This is a genomic window from Halomonas sp. PA16-9 (genome assembly GCF_009728585.1).
In the GTDB taxonomy this organism is placed as follows: Bacteria; Pseudomonadota; Gammaproteobacteria; order Pseudomonadales; family Halomonadaceae; genus Vreelandella; species Vreelandella titanicae.
Window position 1 is genome coordinate 2,376,730 of record NZ_CP040451.1, and the last position, 24,901, is coordinate 2,401,630.

General features: G+C 53.4%; 25 protein-coding genes, 1 tRNA gene and 2 pseudogenes. 13 read left to right on the forward strand and 15 right to left on the reverse strand.

Going from position 1 to position 24,901, the window contains the following annotated elements:
• Window positions 1-491: 491 nt before the first annotated feature.
• On the reverse strand, window positions 492-623 hold the full coding sequence (locus FDY98_RS27790) for a helix-turn-helix domain-containing protein (protein WP_340146484.1): 132 nt from the start codon (window positions 621-623) through the stop codon (window positions 492-494).
• A gap of 554 nt (window positions 624-1,177) precedes the next feature.
• Here FDY98_RS27790 and FDY98_RS10915 point away from each other — a divergent pair.
• Window positions 1,178-1,537, forward strand: a complete 360-nt coding sequence (locus tag FDY98_RS10915) for a hypothetical protein (RefSeq protein ID WP_035537408.1) — start codon at window positions 1,178-1,180, stop codon at window positions 1,535-1,537.
• A 23-nt stretch (window positions 1,538-1,560) separates the two neighbouring features.
• On the opposite strand, the gene FDY98_RS10920 is transcribed toward FDY98_RS10915, so the two are convergent.
• From FDY98_RS10920 to pilB, 6 genes and pseudogenes are all read right to left on the reverse strand, one after another.
• Complete coding sequence (locus FDY98_RS10920; RefSeq protein WP_022523596.1) at window positions 1,561-2,448, reverse strand: hypothetical protein; 888 nt, start codon at window positions 2,446-2,448, stop codon at window positions 1,561-1,563.
• Between the two features lie 39 nt (window positions 2,449-2,487).
• Entirely contained in the window at window positions 2,488-2,721 is a 234-nt protein-coding gene (yacG, locus tag FDY98_RS10925) for a DNA gyrase inhibitor YacG (RefSeq protein WP_022523595.1), read from the reverse strand.
• Window positions 2,722-2,756: 35 nt separating this feature from the next.
• A pseudogene (gene coaE / locus FDY98_RS10930) lies at window positions 2,757-3,357 on the reverse strand (dephospho-CoA kinase).
• A gap of 68 nt (window positions 3,358-3,425) precedes the next feature.
• Complete coding sequence (locus FDY98_RS10935; protein WP_027959304.1) at window positions 3,426-4,271, reverse strand: prepilin peptidase; 846 nt, start codon at window positions 4,269-4,271, stop codon at window positions 3,426-3,428.
• Between the two features lie 192 nt (window positions 4,272-4,463).
• Window positions 4,464-5,696 carry a type II secretion system F family protein gene (locus tag FDY98_RS10940; protein ID WP_027959305.1) on the reverse strand — a complete coding sequence of 411 codons (1,233 nt, stop codon included), beginning with the start codon at window positions 5,694-5,696 and terminating at the stop codon, window positions 4,464-4,466.
• Window positions 5,697-5,699: 3 nt separating this feature from the next.
• Window positions 5,700-7,448 (reverse strand): type IV-A pilus assembly ATPase PilB, encoded by a 1,749-nt coding sequence (gene pilB, locus FDY98_RS10945; protein ID WP_027959306.1) that lies wholly within the window; start codon window positions 7,446-7,448, stop codon window positions 5,700-5,702.
• A 241-nt stretch (window positions 7,449-7,689) separates the two neighbouring features.
• On the opposite strand from pilB, the gene FDY98_RS10950 reads away from it, so the two are divergent.
• From FDY98_RS10950 to FDY98_RS10965, 4 genes are all read left to right on the forward strand, one after another.
• Window positions 7,690-8,190 (forward strand): pilin, encoded by a 501-nt coding sequence (locus FDY98_RS10950; RefSeq protein ID WP_196517982.1) that lies wholly within the window; start codon window positions 7,690-7,692, stop codon window positions 8,188-8,190.
• Between the two features lie 112 nt (window positions 8,191-8,302).
• Entirely contained in the window at window positions 8,303-8,737 is a 435-nt protein-coding gene (locus FDY98_RS10955; protein WP_027959308.1) for an anti-virulence regulator CigR family protein, read from the forward strand.
• Window positions 8,738-8,831: 94 nt separating this feature from the next.
• Window positions 8,832-9,653: an inositol monophosphatase family protein gene (locus tag FDY98_RS10960; RefSeq protein WP_027959309.1), complete on the forward strand. Its 822-nt coding sequence runs from the start codon at window positions 8,832-8,834 to the stop codon at window positions 9,651-9,653.
• A 132-nt stretch (window positions 9,654-9,785) separates the two neighbouring features.
• Window positions 9,786-9,862: transfer RNA gene (locus FDY98_RS10965), tRNA-Pro, on the forward strand.
• A gap of 143 nt (window positions 9,863-10,005) precedes the next feature.
• Here FDY98_RS10965 and FDY98_RS27795 read toward each other — a convergent pair.
• From FDY98_RS27795 to FDY98_RS11000, 7 genes are all read right to left on the reverse strand, one after another.
• On the reverse strand, window positions 10,006-10,116 hold the full coding sequence (locus tag FDY98_RS27795; protein WP_309599316.1) for an IS66 family transposase zinc-finger binding domain-containing protein: 111 nt from the start codon (window positions 10,114-10,116) through the stop codon (window positions 10,006-10,008).
• A gap of 147 nt (window positions 10,117-10,263) precedes the next feature.
• Window positions 10,264-11,277: a 2-hydroxyacid dehydrogenase gene (locus FDY98_RS10975; protein ID WP_027959310.1), complete on the reverse strand. Its 1,014-nt coding sequence runs from the start codon at window positions 11,275-11,277 to the stop codon at window positions 10,264-10,266.
• Window positions 11,270-12,199, reverse strand: a complete 930-nt coding sequence (locus FDY98_RS10980) for a dihydrodipicolinate synthase family protein (protein ID WP_027959311.1) — start codon at window positions 12,197-12,199, stop codon at window positions 11,270-11,272. The genes FDY98_RS10975 and FDY98_RS10980 overlap by 8 nt, the downstream gene beginning before the upstream one ends.
• 27 nt (window positions 12,200-12,226) lie before the next feature.
• A complete protein-coding gene (locus tag FDY98_RS10985; protein WP_027959312.1) occupies window positions 12,227-13,348 on the reverse strand; it encodes a mandelate racemase/muconate lactonizing enzyme family protein in 1,122 nt (373 codons plus the stop codon).
• A gap of 26 nt (window positions 13,349-13,374) precedes the next feature.
• Window positions 13,375-14,880: a tripartite tricarboxylate transporter permease gene (locus tag FDY98_RS10990; protein ID WP_027959313.1), complete on the reverse strand. Its 1,506-nt coding sequence runs from the start codon at window positions 14,878-14,880 to the stop codon at window positions 13,375-13,377.
• A gap of 101 nt (window positions 14,881-14,981) precedes the next feature.
• A complete protein-coding gene (locus FDY98_RS10995) occupies window positions 14,982-15,482 on the reverse strand; it encodes a tripartite tricarboxylate transporter TctB family protein (protein ID WP_027959314.1) in 501 nt (166 codons plus the stop codon).
• A gap of 48 nt (window positions 15,483-15,530) precedes the next feature.
• The gene (locus FDY98_RS11000; RefSeq protein WP_027959315.1) at window positions 15,531-16,502 is read right to left on the reverse strand and encodes a tripartite tricarboxylate transporter substrate binding protein; all 972 of its coding nucleotides are present in this window, start codon (window positions 16,500-16,502) and stop codon (window positions 15,531-15,533) included.
• A 208-nt stretch (window positions 16,503-16,710) separates the two neighbouring features.
• On the opposite strand from FDY98_RS11000, the gene FDY98_RS11005 reads away from it, so the two are divergent.
• Together FDY98_RS11005 and FDY98_RS11010 are read left to right on the forward strand one after the other, a co-directional pair.
• The gene (locus FDY98_RS11005; protein WP_081742525.1) at window positions 16,711-18,498 is read left to right on the forward strand and encodes an IlvD/Edd family dehydratase; all 1,788 of its coding nucleotides are present in this window, start codon (window positions 16,711-16,713) and stop codon (window positions 18,496-18,498) included.
• 59 nt (window positions 18,499-18,557) lie between these two features.
• Entirely contained in the window at window positions 18,558-19,259 is a 702-nt protein-coding gene (locus tag FDY98_RS11010) for a GntR family transcriptional regulator (RefSeq protein WP_027959316.1), read from the forward strand.
• Between the two features lie 73 nt (window positions 19,260-19,332).
• Here FDY98_RS11010 and FDY98_RS29490 read toward each other — a convergent pair.
• A pseudogene (locus FDY98_RS29490) lies at window positions 19,333-19,437 on the reverse strand (IS30 family transposase); the annotation flags it as partial.
• Between the two features lie 32 nt (window positions 19,438-19,469).
• Between FDY98_RS29490 and FDY98_RS11015 the strand changes: the two are divergent.
• The 6 genes from FDY98_RS11015 (at window position 19,470) to FDY98_RS11035 (ending at window position 24,750) form a co-directional block, all read left to right on the forward strand.
• On the forward strand, window positions 19,470-19,928 hold the full coding sequence (locus tag FDY98_RS11015; protein WP_051430439.1) for a hypothetical protein: 459 nt from the start codon (window positions 19,470-19,472) through the stop codon (window positions 19,926-19,928).
• Between the two features lie 653 nt (window positions 19,929-20,581).
• Window positions 20,582-22,099 carry a class I adenylate-forming enzyme family protein gene (locus FDY98_RS11020; protein WP_223828143.1) on the forward strand — a complete coding sequence of 506 codons (1,518 nt, stop codon included), beginning with the start codon at window positions 20,582-20,584 and terminating at the stop codon, window positions 22,097-22,099.
• Window positions 22,100-22,111: 12 nt separating this feature from the next.
• The gene (locus tag FDY98_RS11025; protein WP_022523575.1) at window positions 22,112-23,278 is read left to right on the forward strand and encodes an acetyl-CoA acetyltransferase; all 1,167 of its coding nucleotides are present in this window, start codon (window positions 22,112-22,114) and stop codon (window positions 23,276-23,278) included.
• A gap of 15 nt (window positions 23,279-23,293) precedes the next feature.
• Window positions 23,294-24,133 carry a 3-hydroxybutyrate dehydrogenase gene (locus tag FDY98_RS11030; RefSeq protein ID WP_081742524.1) on the forward strand — a complete coding sequence of 280 codons (840 nt, stop codon included), beginning with the start codon at window positions 23,294-23,296 and terminating at the stop codon, window positions 24,131-24,133.
• Between the two features lie 51 nt (window positions 24,134-24,184).
• Entirely contained in the window at window positions 24,185-24,328 is a 144-nt protein-coding gene (locus FDY98_RS29495; RefSeq protein WP_196517984.1) for a PAS domain-containing protein, read from the forward strand.
• Window positions 24,325-24,750: a LuxR C-terminal-related transcriptional regulator gene (locus tag FDY98_RS11035; RefSeq protein WP_196517986.1), complete on the forward strand. Its 426-nt coding sequence runs from the start codon at window positions 24,325-24,327 to the stop codon at window positions 24,748-24,750. Before FDY98_RS29495 ends, FDY98_RS11035 begins: the two co-directional genes overlap by 4 nt.
• The last annotated feature ends 151 nt before the right edge of the window (window positions 24,751-24,901 follow it).

Here is a 24,901-nt window from a genome sequence, read left to right on the forward strand (position 1 = left end):
GTTCTAAATGGTTCGCTTTCCATAATACCTGCGGAGGGTGGCCGCTAACGTGACAGACATTTTTCTTGTGAAGTAGATACATGATGGTATGCATCAACGCGCTATTTAGATCAGCTAAGTCGTCAAAGCACGTGCTCGCGTAGTGGTGGGTGGGAATGTCGACCCGCCGGTAGTGCACTGGTAACGCAATGTCTTGTGCATTGTCCGTATCCGATAGGTAAAGACCAAAGTCGGTACGGTATGAATGAAAAAATTCACTATTAAGTGCATTAGCCTTATCTGCGAGTATGTCGGGCAGTGCAATGACGGTCGTTGATAGTCTAAGGCGCGCCTGTAAGCACGCTAGCTGCTTATTCTGATAGCTGGCATCCCCTAGCCCCTTATATGCGTGGGAGCTTTGTAGAGGCGCATTAGGATCATTTGTCGGTCATTGCTTTTTTCGATGCGCGTGTTAAAAACAGGATGCGGTTTTGGCTGAATGAGCGTGGTTTTCAGGGTTTGTCGAAATGGCGCGGACTCAGCTGATAGCGACGTTGAAATGCCCGGGAAAACGACGAGTGGTTATGGTACCCGCAACGTATCGCAATTTGCGCTATATTGAGAGGAGTAAGCCCTAGCAACACCGCTGCGCGCTCCAATCGCCTTATTTCACGGTAGCGCTAGGTGAGATGTCAAAGCTTTGGCGAAATTGGCGCCGAACTTGGAAGATGAATACCCTATGTGATTCGCAAGGTCTTCAATACCGAGTGGCTTATCAAGTGTGTCCTGCAGCCAGATCTCAGCTCGTGTCATCGCGTTGAACATTATCTGGCCTCTAATACGTGAATCATACAGGTCGTGCTTATCTTGCCTGTAATGCACTCTCCCAGTGCGTTAGTGTTGGTAACCTGGCTGAAAGGAAAAAGTTCAGCTTACTGATGAGAGTGGAATCTCTATTCAGGCTACTTGTGGGTAATGTTGATGCGAGGCATCAATTAATGCGTTGTCGCTGACTGTGACGTGTTTGATAAATGTGTGGGTTACCCTCATATACCTAATAATGATGCCTTTATGCTGGTAATTGGGTGGCAAAGGCAAGTTTGCTCGTTAGCTTTACGCGTTTGTGCACAGTTTTTGCCAAAAAAGCGACATTGGCAGTCATATCGACCATTTCAAGCAAGGTGTAAATGAAACATCGATGAAATATCAAAAGGTTCAAAAGCCGATAGATGAGCGCGAGAAGCTGCGTAAGTTTCGTGAGTTAGACGATGCTTTTGCGCAGGCTTTACGCCAATTAGATGACCCAGAGAGCGGTTTCGATATACCGACAGGCCCGCCGGTACGCTCGCTTGCGGCATTGGAGCAAGAAGATTTAGAAAGCCAGCAGGAGGAACAGCAACAAGAGCGGGAGCGTATTTTTAAACAGCGCTTTGAAGCTTTGTTGAGCGAGTATGGTGTGGATCATTACGACCTGGCCGAGCTGATCGAAGCGCTGCTTGGCTATGGGGTATGGCAGCAGGATGTAGTGCCTGCAGCTAGCACATCCAAAACACCGTAGAAGTCTTTGCAGGTGCCTTTATGCTAACGGTAGCGATAAATCCTCAAGCTCGGTAGAAATACATCCTGCTCTAGTTTCTCATCGCGTCGTCTTGCCCGTGTGCGGGCAGTGGGAGGTTCTGGCGTAGGCAGGTTAATGTGGGGCAGCCGCTGGTTATTGTCAGGCACAAAAATAGGCATAGCGGCATTCAGTGCCCGTCGTGTATGCCCATCGTCGAGTGGTTCGGTAAAAAACAGGTTTGCCCGCATCAGCGGGGCCTGAGTTTGCACCTGGGCAAGCACTTCGCCGCTTGGAATACCGGCTAGCTTGCGTAGCTGAATACGAATATGCGGTGCATCAGTATCAAGCTGCAATAGCTTATGTTCAGCTTCTTGAACTGACAGGCGTTTAATAGAGCGACCACTACTGTACCAAGCAAAGCGAATGCGTGAGACAGGCGCTTGTGCGATAGGTAGCTGCCGCCAGCTCTGTTTAAGATGTAAACGGGCAAGTCCATTGCGGCGTAACACTTCATCAACGTGAGGGTGGCGTTGCGGTAGGCGACTTTTTGCATCGCTAAGTGTTTGGGGAAATGCCTGTTTGATATGTTGTAATTGGTCACTAAAACTGACCTTGGCTTGATTTACAGCGTCTATTGTCATTAGTAGCTCGTCATTAGCGGCTACTACGGCAATATAGTTGCGCGTCTCACGGCCATCTTGATCCTGCTCATGCCACATATCGAACAGGGCTTTACGCAACCAATCGCTAGACGGCGTCGTTTGATGAAAGAGCCATGTTGCTGGTAGTTGCTGTTCGTATAGTGAAACAGCGGCTTCAATGGTTGCAAGTAGATGATCAAACTGCTGCTCCAGTTGAAGCAGCAGATGATAGGCCGAAGGCGATGATGGGTTAGCGTTTATCTCGGCCATAGTCAGTGTCAGTGCTCGTTAAGTCAGTTTTCGTAAAAACTAGGTCAGTGGTGCATCCTTGTCGGCTTGCGCCAGTAAGGTTTCTATATCGGCTTCATCCATGGCGGATTCGCCCGATATGCGGTGTGACTCATCGGCCCAGGCACCTAAATCCAATAGTTGGCAACGCTTACTGCAGAAAGGGCGGTAAGTGCTTTCCGGTAACCAGGGCACGCGCTTAGCGCACTGCGGACAATTAACTTCTAGCGGGGAATCGTTTGCAGGGCGAGCCATAAAAAAACTCCAATTGCGTTAACAAGTGCGATATCTCAGTAGTTAAGCTGTCGACGGTAGCGTTCATCAAGCCGTGCCACTTGTTCCATCATGCTGGCGTGGTCACCGCTGTTATCGATCACGTCATCTGCTTTTGCTAGCCGTTGTTCGCGGGAAAGTTGGGCGGCGAGAATAGCACGCACCTGGCTTTCACTCACCCCATCACGCTGTTGGGTTCTCGATAATTGTAGCGCTTGGGGCACATCGACAACCACCGCGCGGTTTACTAGTGTGTTTTGACCCGACTCAAACAGTAACGGTGATACAAGCAGCACGTAAGGCGCTCCCTGGACTTTGAGCCGCTCTAAATGCTGCAATAGCCGCTCCCTTATTTTGGGATGTGTGATGGATTCTAGCCACTGGCGTTGTTCTGGATCGTTAAAAATAATCTCGCGCAGGGCGGCGCGATTAAGCGTGCCATCCTGGTGCATGACCTGATCACCGAAGCGGTTTTTAATAGCTAGCAGCGCCGGTTCTTCAGGTAAGACTATTTCCCTGGCGACATCATCGGCATCGACCCAGGCAGCGCCGAGTGCTTCAAAGCGCGAGCGACGGTCGATTTACCTGACCCGATGCCACCGTTAATCCGATAATCATCTGCTGCCTCATATAGCTAAAGTTTATAGGGCCACGTTTCACATGGCCAAAGTTCACATGGCTCAATTTTACATAAGCAGGTTGAGATACATTGCCATTATTTCATCACCGACTAACAACGCCACCCAGCCGGCGAGGGCGAGAAAAGGGCCGAAGGGAAACGGTGTGCCGCGTAGGTTAGGTGAGTAGGCCTGGGCAACTAGCCCAACAATGGCCCCAAGCCCTGCGGAAAGTATCAATATTAGCGGTAAAAAACTCCAACCCAGCCAGGCGCCTAGTGCTGCCAGCAGCTTAAAGTCGCCATAGCCCATACCCTCTTTGCCGGTGGCCAGTTTGAATAGCCAATAAAAGCTCCACAGTGAAAGATAGCCTACCATTGCGCCGATAACGGCACTTGGCAGCATCAGTGGCTGGAAGAGGAGCTGAAACAGTAACCCTGCCCAAAGCAAGGGGAGGGTGATGATGTCGGGGAGAAGCTGGGTGCGAAAGTCGATCACGGCGAGCACTAACAGCATCAGGCAGGCCCCGTAGACGAAGGCTGATTCTGCCGTAAGCCCGTGGAGCGCTAGCACCGCCATGGCCAGTAAGCCACCGGCTACTTCTACCAGAGGATATTGAACGCTAATCGGCGTTTGGCACTCAGCGCAGCGGCCGCGGCGCTTTATCCAGCCAATCAGTGGCAGGTTGTCGTGCCATGCAATGGGGGCTTCACAGCGTGGACACATAGAGCCTGGTGTGACCAAATTAAAACGTGGTGAGTGTTCAGCGCTAAGCTCAAGTGCTTCGCGGGCTTCATTACGCCAGCCACGCATCAGCATCACCGGCAGGCGCGTAATCACCACATTTAGAAAACTGCCCAGGCATAGCCCAATCAATAAAACGATTAACCACAGGATAAACGGAGGGTGATGCATGGAACTCCTTAGGTTTCTAGAAATTAGCGTTTTTTTAGGCTCTGTCTGAAAAGTCGGCGAGCGAAGGCCAGACAAGGCAAAAATCGGCGAAAAGACGGAGTTTACATGGTGTAAATGAGTACTTTGAGCCGATTTTTAACGCCGTATGGTCGAGCGCAGCCAGTTTTCTGACAGAGCCTAAGCATTTGGTGCTTAGAGGGCTGCGCCCAAGTCGAAAATGGGTAAGTACATAGAGACAACCACACCGCCAACGAGCACGCCCAGTACTACAATAATAACCGGCTCCATGAGCGAGGTAAGAGCATCGACCTTATTGTCGACTTCTTCTTCGTAGTAATCGGCAACACGATTAAGCATGGCATCCAGCGACCCCGCTTCTTCACCGATACTGACCATTTGGATTGCCAAGGGGGGAAAGCGGTTGGTCATCCGCATGGCGAAGTGTAGCTGTTGTCCGGTGGCTACGTCCTGGCGCGTTTGTGCCACCGCGCGTTCGTACACTTTATTGCCGGTGGCACCGGCGGCGGTATCTAAGCCTTCTACGAGCGGTACACCGGAGGCAAAGGTAGTCGCTAACGTGCGCGAAAAGCGCGCGATCGCGGATTTATGCACGATGTCGCCAATGACCGGTAACCGAAGCAGCAAAGCGTGCATGCGGTAAGCGACATTAGGCGAGCGCTGAATGCTTATTCTGAGTAGTAGGACGGCAGCAATCACCGCGCCGAGCGCCGCTAGCCAATAACGCTGGGCAAGCCCGGATAAATTTACGGTCAACTGGGTCAGTGCTGGAAGCTCTGCACCAAAGCTCTGGAACATGCTTTCAAATTCAGGCACCACTTTAATCAACAGCAACATGGTCACAGCAATGCCAATCGTCATAACGGTGGTGGGGTACCAAAGCGCTTTTTTTACTCGCGCTTTCAGCGACTCAACCTTCTCCTTATAGGTCGCAAGACGATCAAGCATTTGATCCAGCGCACCTGACTGCTCGCCGGCGCTGACCAGGTTAACAAACAGGCGATCAAAGTGTTTGGGGTGGCGGTTCAATGCATCAGAGAAGCTGGAGCCCGATGATACATCGCTTATCATCTGTTGCATTAGGGCAACCATAGCAGGTTTTTTGAGGCTCTCTGCCACCACTTGAAGCGCCTGTAGCAAGGGGATACCGGCGCGAACCATTGTGGCCATCTGGCGCGCAAAGACCATAACGTCGTTGGGGTTAACTCGGCCGTTGCCGCCTAGGTTGCCTTTTTTACTAATCCGGCGGATAACGATATTTTGCTTGGTGAGTTTAGCGGCTACTTCGGCTTTACTGCGGCCAATCATCTCACCGCTTAGCGCTCTATCCTGGGGGCCTTTACCGATCCATTTCCAGCGCGCTAGCTTGATGGCGGGCGTTTGGCGTCGACGTGCCGTTTTAGCCATGCCTTACTCCTTGCTCACTCGGTTAACCTCTTCCAGGCTGGTAATACCCTGCATGACTTTCAGTAACCCACTGCGGTGAAGGCTTGGATAGCCCTCCTTGCGCACCTGTTGATCAATATCTAAGGCGTTGGCATCACGCATAATTAGTTGACGCATCGCTTCGGTGATCGGCACTACCTCATAAATGCCAATTCGACCTTTATAACCGTGAGTACAGTGCTTGCAACCTAACGGTTTGTAGATCGTTGCCTGATGAATTTCTTCGCTACTAAAGCCTTCTTTGCGCAGCGCCTCGTGGGGAATGTCAATGGGCTCTTTGCAGTGTGTGCATAGTTTGCGAGCCAGCCGTTGGGCAACAATCAAGCTAACGGCGCTGGCGATATTAAACGAAGAGACTCCCATATTAGCCAGTCGAGTCAGTGTCTCAGTTGCCGAATTGGTATGCACCGTGGAAAGTACCAGGTGGCCTGTCTGAGCCGCTTTGACGGCAATTTCGGCTGTTTCAAGGTCACGAATCTCTCCCACCATGACCACATCAGGGTCTTGGCGCAGAAACGCCCTTAACGCACTGGCAAAATCGAGGCCGATCTTAGGCAATACGTTCACCTGATTGATACCCGCGACTTTGATTTCAACCGGGTCTTCGGCGGTGCAAATATTGCGTTCCACTTTATTAAGAATATTAATGCCGGTATACAGCGAAACGGTTTTACCACTACCGGTAGGGCCGGTTACTAGAATCATGCCTTGGGGTTGTTTTAAGGCGTACTCATAATGGCGCCGTTGTTCGTCGGTAAATCCAAGTTGCTCAATACCCAGCTGCATTGCGGTAGGGTCTAATATTCGCAGCACCAGCTTTTCACCATAGACAGTAGGTAGAGAATTAACCCGGAAATCGAGGGAGCGGGTGCGCGAAAGCTTGAGTTTTATCGAGCCATCCTGAGGCAGGCGGCGCTCGGAAATATCAAGGCGGGCCATGATTTTTAGCCGGGCCGCGATACGATTGCGCATGGCGAATGGTGGCCGTGCCACTTCTATGAGCATTCCATCAACCCGAAAGCGTACTCGGTAAAGCGCTTCGTAAGGTTCGAAATGGATATCGGAGGCGCCTCGGCGGATAGCATCTAGCAGAATTTTGTTCACAAATTTAACGATGGGTGCATCTTCGCTATTTTGGGAAGACTCTTCCAGCGGTACATCGTTACCGCCGTTGTTCTGCATAATGCTCAGCGAGCTGACCACATCGTCCAACTCATCCAGCATGCCGCGCTCGTTGTGAGCAAGGTAGCTATTGAGAACGACAGTGATTTGATCAACGGGCGCGAGGATGCCTTCAATGCTCAGGCCTGTTGCAAACTGCAATTCATCCAGTCGCGTCAATGTAGCGGGGTAGGGCACCGCTACCGTGAGGCGATGACCGTGGAGCGCTAATGGCAAAACGTTAAGGCTCTGCAGTACTTTGACAGGATAGTCTGCAGCGGGGGGCAGTGAGGTAAGCCGCACCGCCTCCAGGTTAATGACTGGAAGCCCATACTCCCAGCCAGCCGCCAGTGTGGCTTTGTTAGGGTCGACCAGGCCGCTTTCGATCACATGCTGAAGTAACGATATTTCCAAGTCCGACGCGGTTGTTTCCGCTGTTGCGGCCTGGGCGTTGGTCAGCAAGCCGTGCTTGACCAAGCGCTGGGCAATGCCGCGCAGGCCGCCATGTGCGGAGGCGTGGCTTAACGTCGACTCTAAGGAGGGCTGGCTCATCAAAAAACCTGTTTTACATCGATATAAGCGTGTTACTTGTACCATAAACTAGCGTTTACAGGGATGAAATGACTAATCCTTTCATGTAGTTAAAGCGGTAGTCGGCTAAGCTGATCATATTAATAAGGTTCGTTGTAAAAGTAGATCATTTAAGTTAGTTTAATTTCAACGATTTCTAATTCTTTTTAAGGATTCACGATCCTTAAAAAGGCTTTTCCTTCACCCCACAGGAGATGCCTTCATGCAGAATGCTGCACAGCCAATTTCTCGTAACACCATCCAAGGCGGTTTCACGCTGATTGAGCTGATGATCGTCGTCGCGATTATTGGTGTATTGGCGTCTATTGCTGTGCCGCAGTATCAAAACTATGTGGGTCGGGCTCAGGTGAGTGAGGCCATTAGTCTTGCATCATCAGCTAAGACAGCAGTCTCTGAATACTATATGACAACAGGTGATTGGCCTAAAGGTAATGATCAAGCTGGTTTGTCTGCTGCCGATCAAATCCAAGGAAGCTATGTAAATAGTGTGCATGTAAAAATGGTAGATGGACAAGGCGGTGGAATCGTAGTGACTATGAAGAGTGAAAGTGTTGTAGATGCTTTAGTTGGCACGCAACTAGTTTTCGAGCCTAAAGTAAATGAAGATAACGATAATAATAGTGGATCTGTAGAGTGGGTGTGCCGCCCCGCAGTGTCTAATGCTATTCCTACGCGTTTCTTGCCTGCAAGCTGCCGTGGCTGATATCCGCTTATGAATTTATTCTGTCAGGGGCCTTCGGCTCCTTTTTAATTCCACACTTCGTGCTTATTCACCGAGTACACTGCTAACTCTGACCTTAAGCGAGGAGCTTACAGTGAAGCCCATCAAACTGATTGCCATAAGCGCGCTTAGCGCATTGCTAGTTAATAGCGCAGCCTTTGCTCAGCCTGACCATGCCCCGGCTCACGGTGCCCGCGATAAGGGCCAGCACCAGCAACATGAATCTAACCGACCTGGTCACTTCCGCGATGAGCGAGTTGATTTGCCACGCATTAACGAACGTGAGCTGCGCCAGCTGCTGCGCCGGCATGACGCACCGCGGGCCGAATCGTTGCCGCCAGGTATTCAGCGCAACCTTGAGCGTGGCAAACCTTTGCCCCCAGGTATTGCCAAGCGTTTTGACGGCCAGTTAGCATCTCAATTGCCGCGCTACCCAGGCTATGAGTGGGAGCGTGTTGGTGCCGATGTGGTGCTAATTGAAGCTGCCACGCGAATCGTGGTGGATGTATTGGTAGACGTATTGCGTTAACCATTGCAAGCGCAAGTCGGTATGACTCGAAAATTACATCCCAGCGGCTTATGGTAGAAGCTCACAGTATCATCGCGTCCTAAAGGGAGATTCAATGAGCGACCATACACTAGCCGCACGTCTTGAAATTACTATCGCTATTGCCGAAGAAGCTGGGCAGATGATTATCAAGGCGCGGGAGCAGCAAGGCTTTGCCCAGCGCTTAAAAAAGGATAATGAGTTGGTCACCGACGTGGATGTGGCCGTGGATGAGCTCATTAGTCAACGCCTGGAGGAGCACTTTCCGGGGGAAGCGCGGCTGAGTGAAGAGCTTGCTCCAGAAAGCGCTTTGCATGAAACAGCACCTAAGCTGTGGGTGGTGGATCCTATTGATGGCACGGTTAATTTTGCTCAAGGGCTTCGCCACGTAGCGGTTTCCATTGGCTGGATGGAAGAGGGCGTTGCCAGGGTGGGCGTTGTTCATGCACCGTTTTTAGGTGAGACCTTTAGTGCTGCAGAAGGCTCTGGGGCTTTTTGCAACGGTCAAACCATACAGCCAAGCAGTGCGGAATCACTGGCGCACACCCTGGTAGGGACAGGATTTCCCTACCGTAAAGAGGAGCGTAAGCACCTTTTGAAGCGCTTGGAAGCCGTGCTTTTTGAGTGCCAAGACGTGCGTCGTAATGGCGCTGCAGCGCTCGATTTATGCGATGTAGCCTGCGGTCGCCTGGATGCGTATTACGAGAGTGTCTCGCCCTGGGATTTCGTTGCGGGCTGGGTTATTGCACGGGAAGCCGGTGCGCGAGTAGGGCATCTATACCCGGTACCTTCAGCGGTGTCGGAAGATATCTACCCGGATCATTTAATCGTAACGGCCCCCGGTGTATATGACGCGATGGCTTATCTGCTGCTTGAAGCTGATCAACGTAAGCCATAAAGGGTGATGAGATTTATAGCGGTGTGTGACAAATACTTGAAAAGAAAGCGCTATAAGGGCTTTTCATTTATGCAAGAAACCGCTAGTATACGCACCGTCTTGAGGCAAAGATGTAGCGGCCAATAAAGACAGCGGAGCGTGGCGCAGCTTGGTAGCGCGTTGCAATGGGGTTGCAAAGGTCGCAGGTTCGAATCCTGTCGCTCCGACCAAGAACATATAAAACGGTCACTTAGCTAATTGCTACAGTGGTCGTTTTTGTTTGTTAGCGTTTTATAAGTGGCATATAGGTGACACTTGTCCGGAGTTTCTGTGATGTCACGCCATCATCGTATTTGGAGATGTCACAGCAACCTCATGCTTGGCGGGCGCTGGGGCGATCTTGACGCCGCACATGACGGATCACCTCGATCCGGGCGGGCACCACATGCAGCTCCTCGCTGACCGCTTCACCGATGACCTTCAGCGCGGTGTGCTGTCATCGTCACAATGGTGGGCGTTCTCGGGCAGTTCATGGACGCTCCCCACCGCGACAAACCGGCCGGGACTAAATACCGCTGAGTGGCCCGCTCGAAATCATCAAGACACAAGATGTGTTGTAGGCGGCGAGGCATTATGTTTCCTCAATAGCATCAGCCCGTCGCCAGACATGCTCATTAACCGCGGTAAGCGGGCCGCTGCCGATCAGCGTGCCCAGCAGATTATCGACTGCCAACTGTGCCATGGCCTCACGTGTTTCATGGGTCGCCGAGCCAATGTGTGGAGTCGTCACTACATTGTCCATGGCCGCCAGTGGCGAATCGGGTGGAAGCGGTTCCTCTACGAACACGTCAAGCCCAGCTGCACGGATTCCGCCGGAGTGGAGTGCCTCGATCAGTGCTGGCTCGTCGACCACTTTACCTCTCGCTATATTGATTAGGGCAGCCGTCGTTTTCATCCGTGCTAGAGCATCTGCGTCAATTAAGTGATGTGTATCGCTGTTATAGGGCACGCTGAGGCAGACGATATCTGCTTCAGCTAACAGGTCATTCAGCTCACGCCTTTTCGCCCCTAACTGCTGCTCAAGCGCAGGCTTGGATGAGGCGGCGGTATAGAGAATGGGCATACCAAAACCCAACGCTCCCCGTCGTGCAATCGCCGCACCAATGCGACCAGCACCCACGATGCCTAGGGTTTTGCCGTGTACATCAATACCGAAGTATTCGTGACCGATATGTGTTCGCCAGCCGCCATCGCGGACAAGGTTGGACAGTTCGACTAGCCGCCGCTGGGTCGCCATGACTAGCATAAATGCTGTGTCGGCAGTGGTTTCGGTAAGCACATCTGGCGTATTGCAGAGTAGAATGCGGCGTTGATTCAGTGCCTTAAGGGGCAGGTGGTCATAGCCCACTGAAATGGTGGATACCACTTGAAGCGCAGGCGCCTCGGCTAGCATTGCCTCATTGAGTTCTAGCTTACCGCCGATTAGGCCATGAGCTCTGGAAAGCGCTGCCATGAAATCAGCACGGTTTGATTCGTCCACGTCCTCGAAATAGTCGACCTCGGCAACCTCGGAAAGTGCCTCAAGCTGGGCTTCACTGAGCCGTCGTACAGCGACAATACGCCACGATTTCGTTTGCTCATCCATGGCTCGCCTCACCTACGCCTTCCATCTGGAATCCTGTCGCTTTAAGCGAAGACACGAGTTCAGACACATGCTGCTCCTCCAGCTCTACTAAAGGTGGGCGCACACGCCTCCAATCGTCATTGTCCGAAAAGTAAGCTGTCGCTGCCTTCATGCCAGGAATCAGTGGGTACTTTTCAAACAAGTCGCGTATAGCATTCAGGCTCTGCTGACGCTCGTTGGCATCGTCCTCCTGCCAATGCCTTGCCAACTCAACGATGGCCGACGGATTGACATTGGCAGTGGCACTGATACAGCCAGCACCGCCTGCTCGTAGGGTATCAAGCAAAAAACGCTCGCTGCCGGCATACACAGCAAAGTCTTGCCCAGCAAAGCGCTCGGTTAACCCTTTGGTGTGTGCCCAGTCTCCGCCGCTGTCCTTAATGCCAGCAATAATGCCCGGGAAGGCGTCACGTAAACGCTCGATCAGTTCAAACGAGAGCGGGACATGAGTGACCGGCGGGATATGGTAGAGGTAGATCCGTAGGCGCGAATTTGCGACACGGTTGATCACCTCACTGTAAAAGCGAAACAAGCCTTCATCGCTAACCCCCTTATAGTAGAAGGGCGGTAGCATCAGCACACCGGCACAGCCAGCGTCCACCGCCTCGCATGTCACCGCCACGCAATCATCAATTGTACAGCTCCCGGTGCCGGGCATAATCCTGGAGGGATCGACACCGCCATGCACTAGCGCTTTTAACAGCTCCTGTTTCTCGGCCACCGTCATTGAGTTGGCTTCAGAATTTGTGCCGAACACGGCCAAGCCGACACCATTTGAGGCCAGCCATTGGCAGTGCGCCACAAAACGTTGCGTATCCGGCGCCAAGTCGGCGCCGAAGGGGGTAATCACCGGTGACCAGACGTCACCACTCAATTGGGACATGATATTCTCCTTGTTGTTGTAAGGTCGTTATTGCCAGGGCTCGATGGCGTAGCGCTCAAGTGCAGCCTGATCAAAGCCAAAACCAAGTCCGGGTGCGGTGGGCAGTAGCAGTTGTCCGTCGGCAAACTCCAACTGGGTATCCACAAGGCGCCTGAAGTTAAGCACCTGATCGTCGGCAAAGAACTCGACCATCTTGACGTTTGGCGCCGATGCCACCAGATGGATATGCAAGTCGTGGAACCAGTGCGGATAGATATCCACCCCATAGCTGGCAGCGGTGGCGGCAATACGTCGAAACTCAGTGATGCCTCCACAAACCGCCGCATCAGTCTGCAAAATCATGGCTGCTTCTTTGTCCAGCAGCTCCTTGAAGCGCCAGCGTCCCGCTTCGATTTCACCGGTGGCTACCGGAACTGGCGTGCGCTCCGCTAAGCGGCGATGGTTGTCGATGTCATCAGGGCTAAAGGGCTCCTCGATCCAGAACGGATTATAAGGTTCTGCCATGCGCATGAAGGCTAACGCCGACGACAGATCCCGCCAGGCGTTGTTGGCATCCATCATTACTTGTACATCTGGGCCCACCGCCTCGCGAACCGCCGTCAAGCGAGCTTCCTCTCCCGCTAGGTCTTCTCGTCCCACTTTCATCTTTACCGCGGTGAAACCTTTTGACACGTAGCCTGCCAGCTCTTCGCCAAGCATCGCGGGCGTTTTGCCGTCTAGGTAGTAGCCTCCGCTGGCATAAGCCGGCACGCTGAGGGTGTCGCTGGCGCCCAGAAATTTATAGAGCGGGAGTTTCGCTGCCCGAGCGTTACGGTCCCACAGCGCGGTATCCAAAATACTGATGGCACGCATCACCGAACCGCTGCGGCCATGAAGAAGCGATTCCTGATACATCGCTTGCCACAGTGCTTCGGTCGAATGAGCGTCCGCTCCCAACAGCACCGGCTTCAGCAGTTCCCGTACCGCATTTGCCACTAGTGAGCCAGCATTATTGCCGCCATAGCAAAACCCAATGCCTATATGGCCATCATCACCCACCACTTCCACTAGCACATAATCTCGCTTAAGTACCTGTCGATTAGAAAAGCTGGTGGGGTTGTCTAGCGGTACATTGACCGTTCGAGTACGTACTTCGGTTATCGTTGTCATGATGAATCCTCGAATTGAGAGTAAGGTCACTCAGGCTGAGTACGCTGGCGCAGTGCAATCCGCAGCCAGCGAAAGAGGGGGGTCGCTTGCAGGATCGAGAAAGCGGCGATGCATAACAGCACCACGGCAATGGGGCTGGTCAAAAAGATGCTCAGGTTGCCTTGCCCGATCAGCATTGACTGTTGGTAACTGGTCTCCATGACCGGCCCCAGAATCAGCCCGATCACCATTGGCGCTGGTGAGACACCGGCTTTGTTCATCCAGTAACCAAACAGCCCAAAGCCCAGCATCAGCCCAACTTCAAACAAGCTATTGTTGATAGCAAAGGCACCAATCACACACAGCGTGATGATGGAGCAGGCCACGAAGCTGTCAGGTACCCGCGTTACGCTTACACAGAGCCGAGTGAACAGTAGCCCCACCAGCAGTAGGCCTATGTTGGCGAAAATCACCGCCCAGATGAGGGTGTAAGTGACATCGCCATAGTCAGTCAGCAGGTTAGGGCCGGGCAGGATGCCCTGAACCATTAGCGCCCCTAGCAGAATGGCAGTAGAGGAACTGCCAGGAATACCCAGAGCAATGGTGGGTATCAAGGCACCACCCACCACCGCATTGTTGGCCGCTTCAGGTGCAGCGACACCCGCAATGTCTCCCTTGCCAAAGCAACTCTTATCTTTGGCAAAGCGCTTGGCTTCGTTGTAAGCGAACCAACTGGCAGTATCGCCGCCGGTACCGGGAATTAGGCCAGTGATGATGCCGATGCCACTGGAACGGAAGATATTGGGTAACAAGCGGCGAATCTCAGCGAGAGGCGGAATCAACCTATCGGTAATTTTGCTTGCCACCTTCTGAGCACCATGGGCATTCTCGATCAATATCAGCGCTTGCGGGATCGAGAACAGACCGATCAGTGCGACGGTGAATTCGATACCCGAAAACAGGTTAATGACCCCGTAGGTCATTCGTGGCGTGCCGGTGATGAGATCCATACCTACTGTGCTCAACAGTAATCCCAGGGTGCCAGAAAGCAGGCCACTGACGACTGAGCCTTGTGATAAAGAGCCAATGATGGTGATACCCAATACAGCAATCGCGAACAGCTCGATAGGGCCGAACTTGAGTACCAGTACGCCAAGCAACGGCGCTGCAGTGAGTAGGGCGATGCCGCTCAGCAGACCGCCGATAAAAGAAGCGAAGAGCGACACCCCTAATGCCCTTCCAGCCTGGCCTTGTTGCGATAGCGGAAATCCATCAAGTACTGTCGCCGCGGCCGAAGGGGTGCCTGGCGTCTTCAATAGAATGGCGGCGATAGAGCCACCGTAGGAGGCCCCCACATAGAGCGAAGCCAGCATGCTGAGACCCGAGGCCGGATTCATGCCAAAGGTTAGAGGTAACAGCAGCGCCAACGCCATGGTCGCCGAGAGTCCCGGCATGGCGCCTACAAACAGCCCCAGCAGGGTGCCGCCAAGTATTAGGGAGGTGTTGGTGAACGTGATGACATTGGTCAGGCCCACCAAAACAAGATTATCCATATGACTAGACTCCAGCAGCCTGCGTCAGAAACCCCCTCCCAGCGCGCTGCAATGTCTTTCTAAGCCATGCGAGCCGGGAATAAGGAGTGCTCTAATTGTCGTTATGAGGAAAACAGAGGCGGCAGTAGCGGGACAGGCAGGCCTAGAAAGCCGATGAAAACCGCACACACCACCGCGACCAACACCACAATGCCTATGGCGGCGAAGCGCCATGAAACATGCCCGATCATCGCTAACGCCACGACCATGAAACCAACAGTGGCAATCAGGTATCCTGTTATCGAAATGGTGTAGAGGTAGAAGGCGGCCAATAAGAAAATCAGCATTGCCTTCCATGGCTTGCGGTGCCTAGCTTGGCCGCTGACGCTCTCCTCCTCTGGTGCGGCAGTATGGGAGGTTGCTGCTCCCTCGGCCGAGAGCTGACGCTGACGCAGGATACTGAATACTTCCTGGCCCACCATCGCCGCTCCCAACAATGCGACGGCAACCGAATAGATAAGGGGCATGTTCGCCGCCTTAGCCGGATAGCCCATCGCAGTGATATAAAAGGTCGCTGCTATGCCAATGGCAAAAAAACCTAAGACTAGACGACTTATGTTCATTTCATACCCCTTTGGCGATTCGCCATTTCCCTCTGCCGGTTAAGCGACTTACTGGTTGACCTCATCTTTGACATTTGCCCAGATTTCTTCGAATTGGCCTTCCATGTCTTGCATCATCTGGCCGTAGTCGTCACCGGTCTGGATGTCGAGATTCATGGCACGTTCCTGAGCCGTCTGCTGGAATTCCTCGTTATCTTTTAGGGCTTCAAAGGCAGCAATAAGCTCATCGCGTGCTTCATCTGGAATGCCTGCTGGTGCGCTGTAACCGCGTGAAGAGCCGGCCACGACATCTATATCTTTCTCAATCATGGTGGGCACATCAGGCAGAATGTCCAGACGCTCTTTAGTGAAGACGGCGAGGGGGCGAAGGCTGCCCGACTGGATGTGGCCATAGACATTACCAAGGTTATTGAAACTGGCGTCGACCTTGCTTCCCAGGGCTGCTGTCGCAGAGGGGCCATCGCCCTGGAAAGGGACTTTTTGGAAGGAAAGCCCCGTTGCCTTCTCAATCATGATGGTTGAAAAGAAGTCATCACCGCCGACGCCTGAATTTGCCACTGTAATCTGACCGGGGCGTTCCTCGGCAGCAGCGAGAAAATCTTCCACTGTTTGATAGGGGCTGTCTTCCGGCACCACGATAACGCCTGGGTCGGTTACCACGTTGGCGATGGGCGTTAGCTCGTCGATTGAGTAATTAATAGCGTCATTCATGATGTAGTTCGTCATCAGCATCGGGGTATTGGTGATGCTGATGACGCTGCCATCATTTGCCGACTGTTGGGTTAGCCGCGTCCATGCAATCGCGCCTGTGGCGCCGGGAATGTATTCATTAATAAATTCCACGCCCAGGGATTCTCGCAAAAATGGTTGGGTCAACTGGGCCAAGGTATCGCTGCCTCCACCTGCCTTAAATCCTTGAAGCACCTTAATCTCATCGGCTGCTGAATACTCCGCCTGAGCGGCGCCTGAAAGCATCAGGGCGGATAGTAGGGACGCTGTGTAAATGCTACGGATTTTCATTGTTATTACCTCAAGTGCTGTTTGTCGTTGTGATGCACATGGTTGAGCAAGGCGTGCTTGCACTATCCAACGTAGTTGCACATCAATAATATTGTCAATAATATTATTAATAATCTTGCCAGCTAGATTTATACCGCCTAGCCTGAGGATCGAGAGCCGTATTTACGGACACCTCCGAGAAGCCGCGAATAAAGTAGAGGAAACCGCAATGAGCCAGAACTTTAAAAACAATAGCAACGGCAATGAGCGTCATGAATCGACATCTGAAGCCCCCACCTTGGGCATGTCCAACCGACTAACCAACTATGGCGATGCAGACTTTTCGCTCTTTCTGCGCAAGGCCTTCATTAAGGGCATGGGTTATACGGATGATGCGCTCTCGCGTCCGGTCATTGGGATTGCCAATACCTACAGTGGCTACAATGCCTGTCATGGCAATGTGCCTGGATTGGTCGAGAGCGTTAAACGTGGCGTCATGCTCGCTGGCGGCTTACCAGTAGACTTTCCCACCATTACTCTTCATGAATCTTTCGCTAACCCCACCAGCATGTACCTGCGTAACCTTATGGCATTGGATACGGAGGAGATGATTCGTGCCCAGCCGATGGATGCCGTGGTGCTGATCGGCGGTTGCGATAAGACCGTACCCGCACAGTTGATGGCCGCCGCTAGCGCTGGTGTTCCAACAGTCCAAGTCGTCACCGGCCCCATGCTCGCTGGCTCACACCGTGGTACGCGCGTCGGAGCCTGCACCGACTGTCGCCGTTACTGGGCCTCCTACCGTGGTAATGACATCGACGAAGCGGAAATTAACGAAGTCAACGACAAGTTGGTCCCTACCGTGGGTACTTGCTCGGTAATGGGCACCGCAAGCACCATGGCCTGCCTAGCCGAGACACTGGGAATAATGCTGCCCAACAGCGCCACCGCCCCGGCTGTCTACGCTGATCGGCAACGCATTGCCGAACAGTCAGGCGCGCAGGCTGTAGCACTTGCACACGCGGGCGTTACACCAGATCAAATTCTTACTCCTGAAGCTTTCGAAAATGCCCTGCGCGTACTTCTCTCTTTGGGTGGCTCGACCAATGCGTTGATTCATCTGACCGCTATCGCAGGGCGCTTGGGCATCGACATTGATCTTGAGGCATTTGACCGAATGAGCCAGGAAACCCCTGTACTGATGGATCTCAAACCATCAGGAGAAGGGTACATGGAAGATTTGCATCGGGCAGGCGGCCTGCCCACCTTGTTACGTGAGTTAAAACCGTTGTTACACTTGAGCGCCATGACCATCAATGGCCATACCTTGGGCGAGAACATCGATGCCGCCGTCTATCTCATTGATCAGAAGGTCGTGCGATCCATGCACAGCCCGGTCTACGCCCAGGGTGGTATAGCAGTCTTGCGTGGTAACTTGGCACCGTCTGGCGCCATTATTAAGCAGTCAGCTGCCTCGGCCGATCTTATGACTCACCGCGGTCGTGCTGTCGTGTTCACAGGTCTAGAAGACTTGGCTAACCGTATTGATGACCCGGGTCTGGATGTGCAAGCTGACGACGTGCTAGTACTACAGAACATAGGGCCCAAAGGGGCACCGGGTATGCCAGAAGCGGGTTACATTCCGATTCCCAAGAAACTCGCCGCTCAAGGCGTCAAAGATATGGTTCGCATATCTGACGGGCGCATGAGTGGCACCGCAGCAGGTACTATTGTGCTCCACGTCTCTCCAGAATCCGCTGAGGGTGGCCCGCTTGGGTTGGTACGCGATGGCGATTTCATATCGCTTGATGTTGCTAACAATCAGTTGAACCTAGAAGTGGATAACAAGGTGCTCGATGCTAGACGCCAATCCCTCAAGGGGGAGGAGGGCGGAGCGCCACTGCTGGGCTATCGGCGTCTGTTTATGGAGCAAATCCTTCAAGCCGAACAAGGGTGCGATTTCCGTGCCTGTCGGCCTGAACCTACGTGCCGGATACCAAGACAGAATGAAGCCTGAAAGCGAGTTTGATACACTTATTTTCCTTATGCACCGCAAAGAATGCTGAGAAAGCGATCATGAACCGAACCGCCCAGCCGCCCACTGTAAGTGGCGCCGAGACTCAATCCTCTACACCTGCAAACGGTGTCGATGACATCGTGGCCGCTGTAGAAGAGGACATTGTGCTCGGCCGACTGCACCCGCGTGAGCGGCTGGTCGAAGAGGCCATGATGGAGCGCTTCGACTGCAAGCGACACGTTGTTCGCCAGGCTCTCTTCCAACTCGATACCATCGGTTTAACTGAGCGCATCAAAAACAGAGGTGCTTTCGTCCGGAGTTATCCGCCGGAAGAGGTCGAGGATGTCTACGCTATGCGTGAGATTCTCGAATTAGCTGCAGTGAGTAGACTGCCCCTGCCAGCTCCGCAGGAATGGCTTTCAGAGCTTGAAGATGTTCATCAGCAGCACAGCTCAGCCGTGAATGCTCACGACCTAAGGCAAGTATTCCATATGAACATCGCTTTTCACCGCACCTTATTCAGAGCCTGCGGGAATGAATATTTGTACGCTACTATTAATGAGTTCGCCCAGAAGGCGCATGGCATCCGCTTTATCGCGATTACGGATCGCGATGCTCTGGCTCAAGCCAGAAATGAACACCAATTGATGATTGACGCCATTCGCGACGAAGACCGCGAACGCTTGTCTGACCTGTGTCGCCAGCATCTACTACCTTCCAAAAACCGCTACTTGGCGCTTTATGCTGGCATTAAAGATTAAGTTTCACAGATTTTCCAAACCGTAAAAGCTTTTGTGTCACTTGAATAGGTTGTGAGTGGGTTCGGTTCTGAATTCAGCTAATAAGTGCAGCACCTGTGGTTTCTAGTGCTCCTGAATATTCACCTAAGAACACCTGGGCTGGGGCTCGGTATCCCAGCCGCTTTCTTGGCCCATCGTTTGCGACTTAAAGAGTGTTACAGCGTAAGGGCCTTGGCAGCTGAAACAGGGATAAGCAAAAGCCAAATCAGCCTATCGCTGAAACGCTGCATCGAGGTTGGCCTCGTGCGAAAAGATCGCAAAACCGGCGTGCCGCGTGCGAATGTCAGAGCCCTATTTGATTTTATTGTGCATGGTCTGCGCTACGTATTCCCAGCTAGGCCTGGTGAAATTACGCGTGGAATTGCCACCACTTTTGCAGCACCGGTGTTAAAAGGCCAAATTTACAGTGCGGGTGAGTTGCTATTGGTTTGGCCTGACCCGCGAGGCAATAGTAAAGGTCCGGCGGTAGAGCCGTTGTTCAAAACGGCAACTTACGCTGTACGGCGTGATAAAGAACTTTATGCGATGTTAGCGTTGGTAGATGCCATACGTTTGGGCCATCCCCGTGAAAGCAAAGTGGCCGCTGAACAGCTCTCGCAACATCTGATGACTGGTGCAAGGAGCCAATAATGATCCTGTTTGAGGATCAGCGCGCGATGCTTCGCAAAGTCGCCCAGGCACTCGGGGCAGGGTGGGCTACGCGCACAAGAATGACTGCCACATCTTATTCGTTTTTATCCTGCTGGCAGCACCGGTTTCCATTGAAAGCTCACGGTTACTGACTCAGTCACGGCTAGAGTGCGGCCAGAGTCAGTCCAGAGGCTTTTTCCTAAGCCTAGAACAGCTGTATATAGATAAACCAGAACATCTCAAAGCCACACAAGCGGCCTGAAAACACCGCCAACATCAAAAAATACGCCCCCAAAGCCCGCGTCTGCTTTATCGACACCCTGACGCGCCAGGCGGCCCGTGTTGGCATGAGCCCTGATAGTAAAGGTGGCGCTGTTATTGCCCCCATGATGCTAAAAGGCGATGTGTTGGTGATTACCGCTCAGGACGGCTAAACATTTGACTTCCGGGTTTGGTTTAAGGTGGACGGCGCTTCAGCGCTTGAGATTGTAGTGAGTGGGTCGGCCTTCCCATCATGAGATCAGGGGTGATGCCAGCACCGACACTAGACTATTAGTCTAGCGGGCTTCGTATTACTACGTATATCACTAGGTAGCCACAACCCCTAGCCTAAAGGAGCAATAATAACTAAAGCAGGAGAATGCTCCTTGAATGTGGCCAATTACCTAGCCGTCAATGCCGTTAGGTTTCCTCATCGTATCGCGACTTACCAGGGGGATGTGCCGGCGCTCAGTTACGCTGAGCTGGCTTGCCAAGCCCGGCGCTGGGCAACGTTTTTTGCCCGGCAAGGCTTAGCGCCGGGGGAGCGAGTCGCCCTCTTTCTGCCCAACAGCCCTGTCTATATCGAACTGCTATGCGGCGCCTGGTACGCGGGCCTGGTGGTGGTGCCGGTCAATGCCAAGCTGAGCGTGGCGGAAGTCGGTTACATTGCGGATGATAGCGGCAGCTGCATCGTGTTCTGCGAACGTGATGATGTAGCCCAGGCCCTCACCGACACACTCGTTTTGCCCCCCATGCTGCCGGAAGGTCTTGTTCATGAAGAGAGCTTCGATCGACCGGTTTTCCGTGCCCCTGACGCACCGGCATGGATATTCTATACCAGCGGTACCACGGGCAAGCCGAAGGGCGCGACGCTGACCCATCTCAATCTGGCGGCCATGTCGGCGTGCTATGCGGCCAACATCGAACCGGTGACGGCGCAAAGCAGGCTGGTGCATTTTGCCCCCATGTCCCACGGTTCAGGGCTGTATATCGTGCCTTACCTGATGGCAGGCGGCGCCAATGTCATTCCCGGTTCCTTGAAGTTCTCGGGTGAGAGTTTCGTGTCTACCCTGGCGGGCCATGACCACGTTTCCATGTTCCTGGCCCCCACGATGATCCGTCGCGTGCTGGACTACCTGGCGGCGCACCAGCCTGAGTATAGTGCCGCACATATCGCTACCATCACCTATGGCGGCGGCCCCATGTACGCCAAGGATCTCGAGGAGGCGTTAAGGGTATTCGGGCACCGGCTGGTGCAGATCTATGGACAGGGGGAAAGCCCCATGACCATTACCTTCCTGGGCAAGGGGCAGCACCATCAACTGACGCCGCAGTGCTTGAGCGGGGATGCCGAGGGCTCGCCCTTGTTGCCAGTGGGCCAGTCGCATCCTCAGCTCGAAGTCACTATCCAGGATCAGGAGGGTAGCTGCCTGCCCTGCGGCCAAGAGGGGGAAGTCTGTGTGCGTGGCGATATGGTGATGGCGGGCTACTGGAATAACCCTGCCGCGACACAAGAAACGCTGCGTGATGGGTGGCTGCGGACAGGGGATATAGGCCATCTCGACCCGCAGGGTTTTCTCTACCTGACGGATCGCCTGAAGGACGTGATTATCAGCGGTGGCACGAACATCTATCCACGTGAAGTGGAAGAGGTGTTGTTGCAATTTCCCGGGGTCAAAGAAGTGTCCGTGGTGGGGCAGCGTGATGCCGAGTGGGGCGAGGTGGTGATGGCGTTCATCGCCTGCTCGGTCTCGCTCGATACCACGGCGCTCGATCAGTTCTGCCTTAACAGGATGGCGCGTTTCAAACGCCCCAAGTCGTACCATTTCCTCACTGACTTGCCCAAGAATGCCTACGGCAAGATCCTTAAAACCGAGCTGCGCAAGCGGCTCGATGGCGTCACCAGCTAGGGAGTTCGTTCCATGCGTACTTATATCATTGGCACCGGTGGGCACACACGCTTCGGTAAACTCGAGCAGTCGCTCGAACAGCTGATAGGCGAGGCCGCGGTCGAGGCATTGGCATCGGCACAGATGGAGGCAAAGGATATCGATGCTGTCTACATCGGGAATTTTAATAGCGGCATGTGTGATCAGGAGTTTCCGGCATCGCTGGTGCTGAACGCGCTGCCGGACATGCGTTTCAAGCCGACTACCCGGGTAGAGAATGCTTGCGCCAGTGGCTCGGCGGCGTTGCATCAGGCGATCAATCTGATCGAGGGGGGCCTGGCCCGCAATGTGCTGGTGATCGGTGCCGAAAAAATGACCGATGCCGATGCTTCCCGGATCGGTAAAGGGCTATTGGGGGCGAGTTACCAGCCGGAAACCCGGCATCAACGTTCGGGGTTTGCGGGGGTGTTTGCCGATGTGGCGGCCCGCTATTTCGAGGCCTACGGCGACCAGACGGAAGCACTGGCACGTATTGCCGCGAAAAACCATGCCAACGGGGTGCATAACCCTTATGCGCAGCTACAGAAAGACGTGGGCGTGGCGTTCTGTGAGGCTGTATCGGAAAAGAACCCGGTGGTGGCGGCACCGCTGAAGCGTACCGATTGTTCTCCCGTTTCCGATGGGGCGGCGGCGGTGGTGGTCTCGTCCAAGGATGTGGCGGATGCCGCCGCACAAAAGGTGCGTTTCCTTGCGCGCACCCAGGTCACGGATTTCATGCCCATGCAGCAGCGTAATCCGTTAGTCTTCGATGGTGTGACCAGAGCGTGGCAGAACGTGCTGCGCGAGGCCGACATGACGCTCGATTCGCTCTCGTTTGCGGAGGTGCATGATTGCTTCACCATCGCGGAGCTGATGATTTATGAAAGCATGGGCTTGACGCCTTATGGCGAAGGCGCACGCGCCATCAAGGAAGGGTGGGTGATGAAAGATGGCCGATTGCCGGTCAACCCTTCCGGTGGCTTGAAGGCCAAAGGGCATCCGGTCGGTGCCACCGGGGTTTCCATGCATGTCATGGCGGCACGCCAATTGCTGGGTGAAGCGGGCGGGTGCCAGATTGCGGATGCGCATACGGGTGCTGTCTTCAATATGGGCGGTCTGGCGGTGGCCAATTACGCCAGCCTCTTGCAACGTGTCGATTAAGGCCGGGAGCGGACAATGACAATATCGGCGATGACAAATACAGCAACAAGCTCAACGGTAACAACGCCTCACGCGTCTAGAACCCTGCTGGTCACCGGGGCATTGGGCGGTATCGGGCGTGCGATATGCCACCAATTCGCAGGCCAGGGGGACTCGGTGATCGTTCATGACATCCGCGCTGAAAGCGATACGGTTGTTACCCGGTTCGTCGAGGAACTGCGCCAAGCCGGTGCGCCTGCTGTCCATTACTTTCAAGCGGACTTGAAGCAAATTTCGGCCATTGACGCGCTATTTGCGGATCTCCGTGAAGAAGGGCTACGGGTCGATATTCTGGTCAATAACGCCGGTATTCAGAAAACGGCTCCCATACAGGAGTTTGATGCGGCCACTTGGTTGGACATTCTAGCGATCAATCTAACGGCGGTTTACCGGTGCATTCAGCACGCGGTTGAGGACATGCGCCATTCAGGATGGGGGCGTATCATCAACCTTTCTTCGGTACATGGGTTGGTGGGTTCCGCCAATAAAGCTGCTTATGTGGCTGCCAAACATGGTGTGGTGGGGCTTACCAAGGTACTGGCACTGGAGACGGCGACCCAGAATATTACGGTCAATGCCATTTCTCCCGGCTGGACGGATACGCCTATTCTGTGGCCCCAGATCCAGCAGCGAATGGCCCTGTTGGGAAGCTCACGGGATGAGGCAGTACACAATCTGGTGACGGAGAAACAGCCTACAGGCCAGTTGGTTCCTCCCGAGCATGTGGCGGCGTTAGTCTATTACCTGGCGGGTGACCAGGCGGCGCATATGACCGGCACCACGCTGCCTATCGATGGGGGGTGGACCTGTCAATGAGCGTGGTATGCCAATAATGGCATGCCCAGATAACAGCGGCGGTGATCAGCGATGAATGCAACGGTGCTAGGCAGAGATCTTCTTCAGGTGGCGTTTGAACATGCGCCTTGTGCCATTGTCGTCACCAGGAACCGTCGTGTGCTGGAGTGCAACCATGCTTTTTGTGATCTCTTTGGTTATGAAAACAGAAGTTGATCGGCCAGTTGATGTTGAAACTTTATCCTTCTTATGCGGACTTCAAGTCAATCGGTGATCTTCGTTATAAGGATCTTTTGCAGAACAAGAAGTGTATTGATGAACGTTTCATGCGTAATAGCCGCGGAGAAGTTTTCTGGACTAAAACGATAGGTAATACGTTAACCCCCGACGCTCCCTTTGAACTAGCTGTTTGGTCATTCATGAAAATCAATGTGGGCCGGGATAAATCTAATGACTTGACCATGCGCGAACTCGAAGTGTCCAGCTATATAGCGAATGGTCATACTTGCAAGGAAATCGGTAGGGTGCTGCATATATCGCATCGGACGGTAGAAGCGCACCGAGCCAAGATAATGAAGAAGCTGGGGTGTCGCAATACCGCTGAATTAGTATCAAAAATCATACAGTTGGAAGATTGAGCATGGGGTGGCCTGGCGTGTTTCAACCCAGTTCAGAGGGGGCTGTAAAACTCCCTACTTGGATACGTAGTACTACGTATACCGCAGCGTACCTGGAGCGGCTAGGATGAGTTATATGATGCTTTGCCAATAATGAATCAATAACACTAAG

Excerpts from the sequence above, each read along its gene's own strand:
- FDY98_RS10915 (WP_035537408.1), top strand. The coding sequence starts at position 1,178 with ATGAAATATCAAAAGGTTCAAAAGCCGATAGATGAGCGCGAGAAGCTG.
- FDY98_RS10920 (WP_022523596.1), bottom strand. The coding sequence starts at position 2,448 with ATGGCCGAGATAAACGCTAACCCATCATCGCCTTCGGCCTATCATCTG.
- yacG (WP_022523595.1), bottom strand. The coding sequence starts at position 2,721 with ATGGCTCGCCCTGCAAACGATTCCCCGCTAGAAGTTAATTGTCCGCAG.
- FDY98_RS10935 (WP_027959304.1), bottom strand. The coding sequence starts at position 4,271 with ATGCATCACCCTCCGTTTATCCTGTGGTTAATCGTTTTATTGATTGGG.
- FDY98_RS10940 (WP_027959305.1), bottom strand. The coding sequence starts at position 5,696 with ATGGCTAAAACGGCACGTCGACGCCAAACGCCCGCCATCAAGCTAGCG.
- pilB (WP_027959306.1), bottom strand. The coding sequence starts at position 7,448 with ATGAGCCAGCCCTCCTTAGAGTCGACGTTAAGCCACGCCTCCGCACAT.
- FDY98_RS10950 (WP_196517982.1), top strand. The coding sequence starts at position 7,690 with ATGCAGAATGCTGCACAGCCAATTTCTCGTAACACCATCCAAGGCGGT.
- FDY98_RS10960 (WP_027959309.1), top strand. The coding sequence starts at position 8,832 with ATGAGCGACCATACACTAGCCGCACGTCTTGAAATTACTATCGCTATT.
- FDY98_RS10975 (WP_027959310.1), bottom strand. The coding sequence starts at position 11,277 with ATGGATGAGCAAACGAAATCGTGGCGTATTGTCGCTGTACGACGGCTC.
- FDY98_RS10980 (WP_027959311.1), bottom strand. The coding sequence starts at position 12,199 with ATGTCCCAATTGAGTGGTGACGTCTGGTCACCGGTGATTACCCCCTTC.
- FDY98_RS10985 (WP_027959312.1), bottom strand. The coding sequence starts at position 13,348 with ATGACAACGATAACCGAAGTACGTACTCGAACGGTCAATGTACCGCTA.
- FDY98_RS10990 (WP_027959313.1), bottom strand. The coding sequence starts at position 14,880 with ATGGATAATCTTGTTTTGGTGGGCCTGACCAATGTCATCACGTTCACC.
- FDY98_RS10995 (WP_027959314.1), bottom strand. The coding sequence starts at position 15,482 with ATGAACATAAGTCGTCTAGTCTTAGGTTTTTTTGCCATTGGCATAGCA.
- FDY98_RS11000 (WP_027959315.1), bottom strand. The coding sequence starts at position 16,502 with ATGAAAATCCGTAGCATTTACACAGCGTCCCTACTATCCGCCCTGATG.
- FDY98_RS11005 (WP_081742525.1), top strand. The coding sequence starts at position 16,711 with ATGAGCCAGAACTTTAAAAACAATAGCAACGGCAATGAGCGTCATGAA.
- FDY98_RS11010 (WP_027959316.1), top strand. The coding sequence starts at position 18,558 with ATGAACCGAACCGCCCAGCCGCCCACTGTAAGTGGCGCCGAGACTCAA.
- FDY98_RS11025 (WP_022523575.1), top strand. The coding sequence starts at position 22,112 with ATGCGTACTTATATCATTGGCACCGGTGGGCACACACGCTTCGGTAAA.
- FDY98_RS11030 (WP_081742524.1), top strand. The coding sequence starts at position 23,294 with ATGACAATATCGGCGATGACAAATACAGCAACAAGCTCAACGGTAACA.
- FDY98_RS29495 (WP_196517984.1), top strand. The coding sequence starts at position 24,185 with ATGAATGCAACGGTGCTAGGCAGAGATCTTCTTCAGGTGGCGTTTGAA.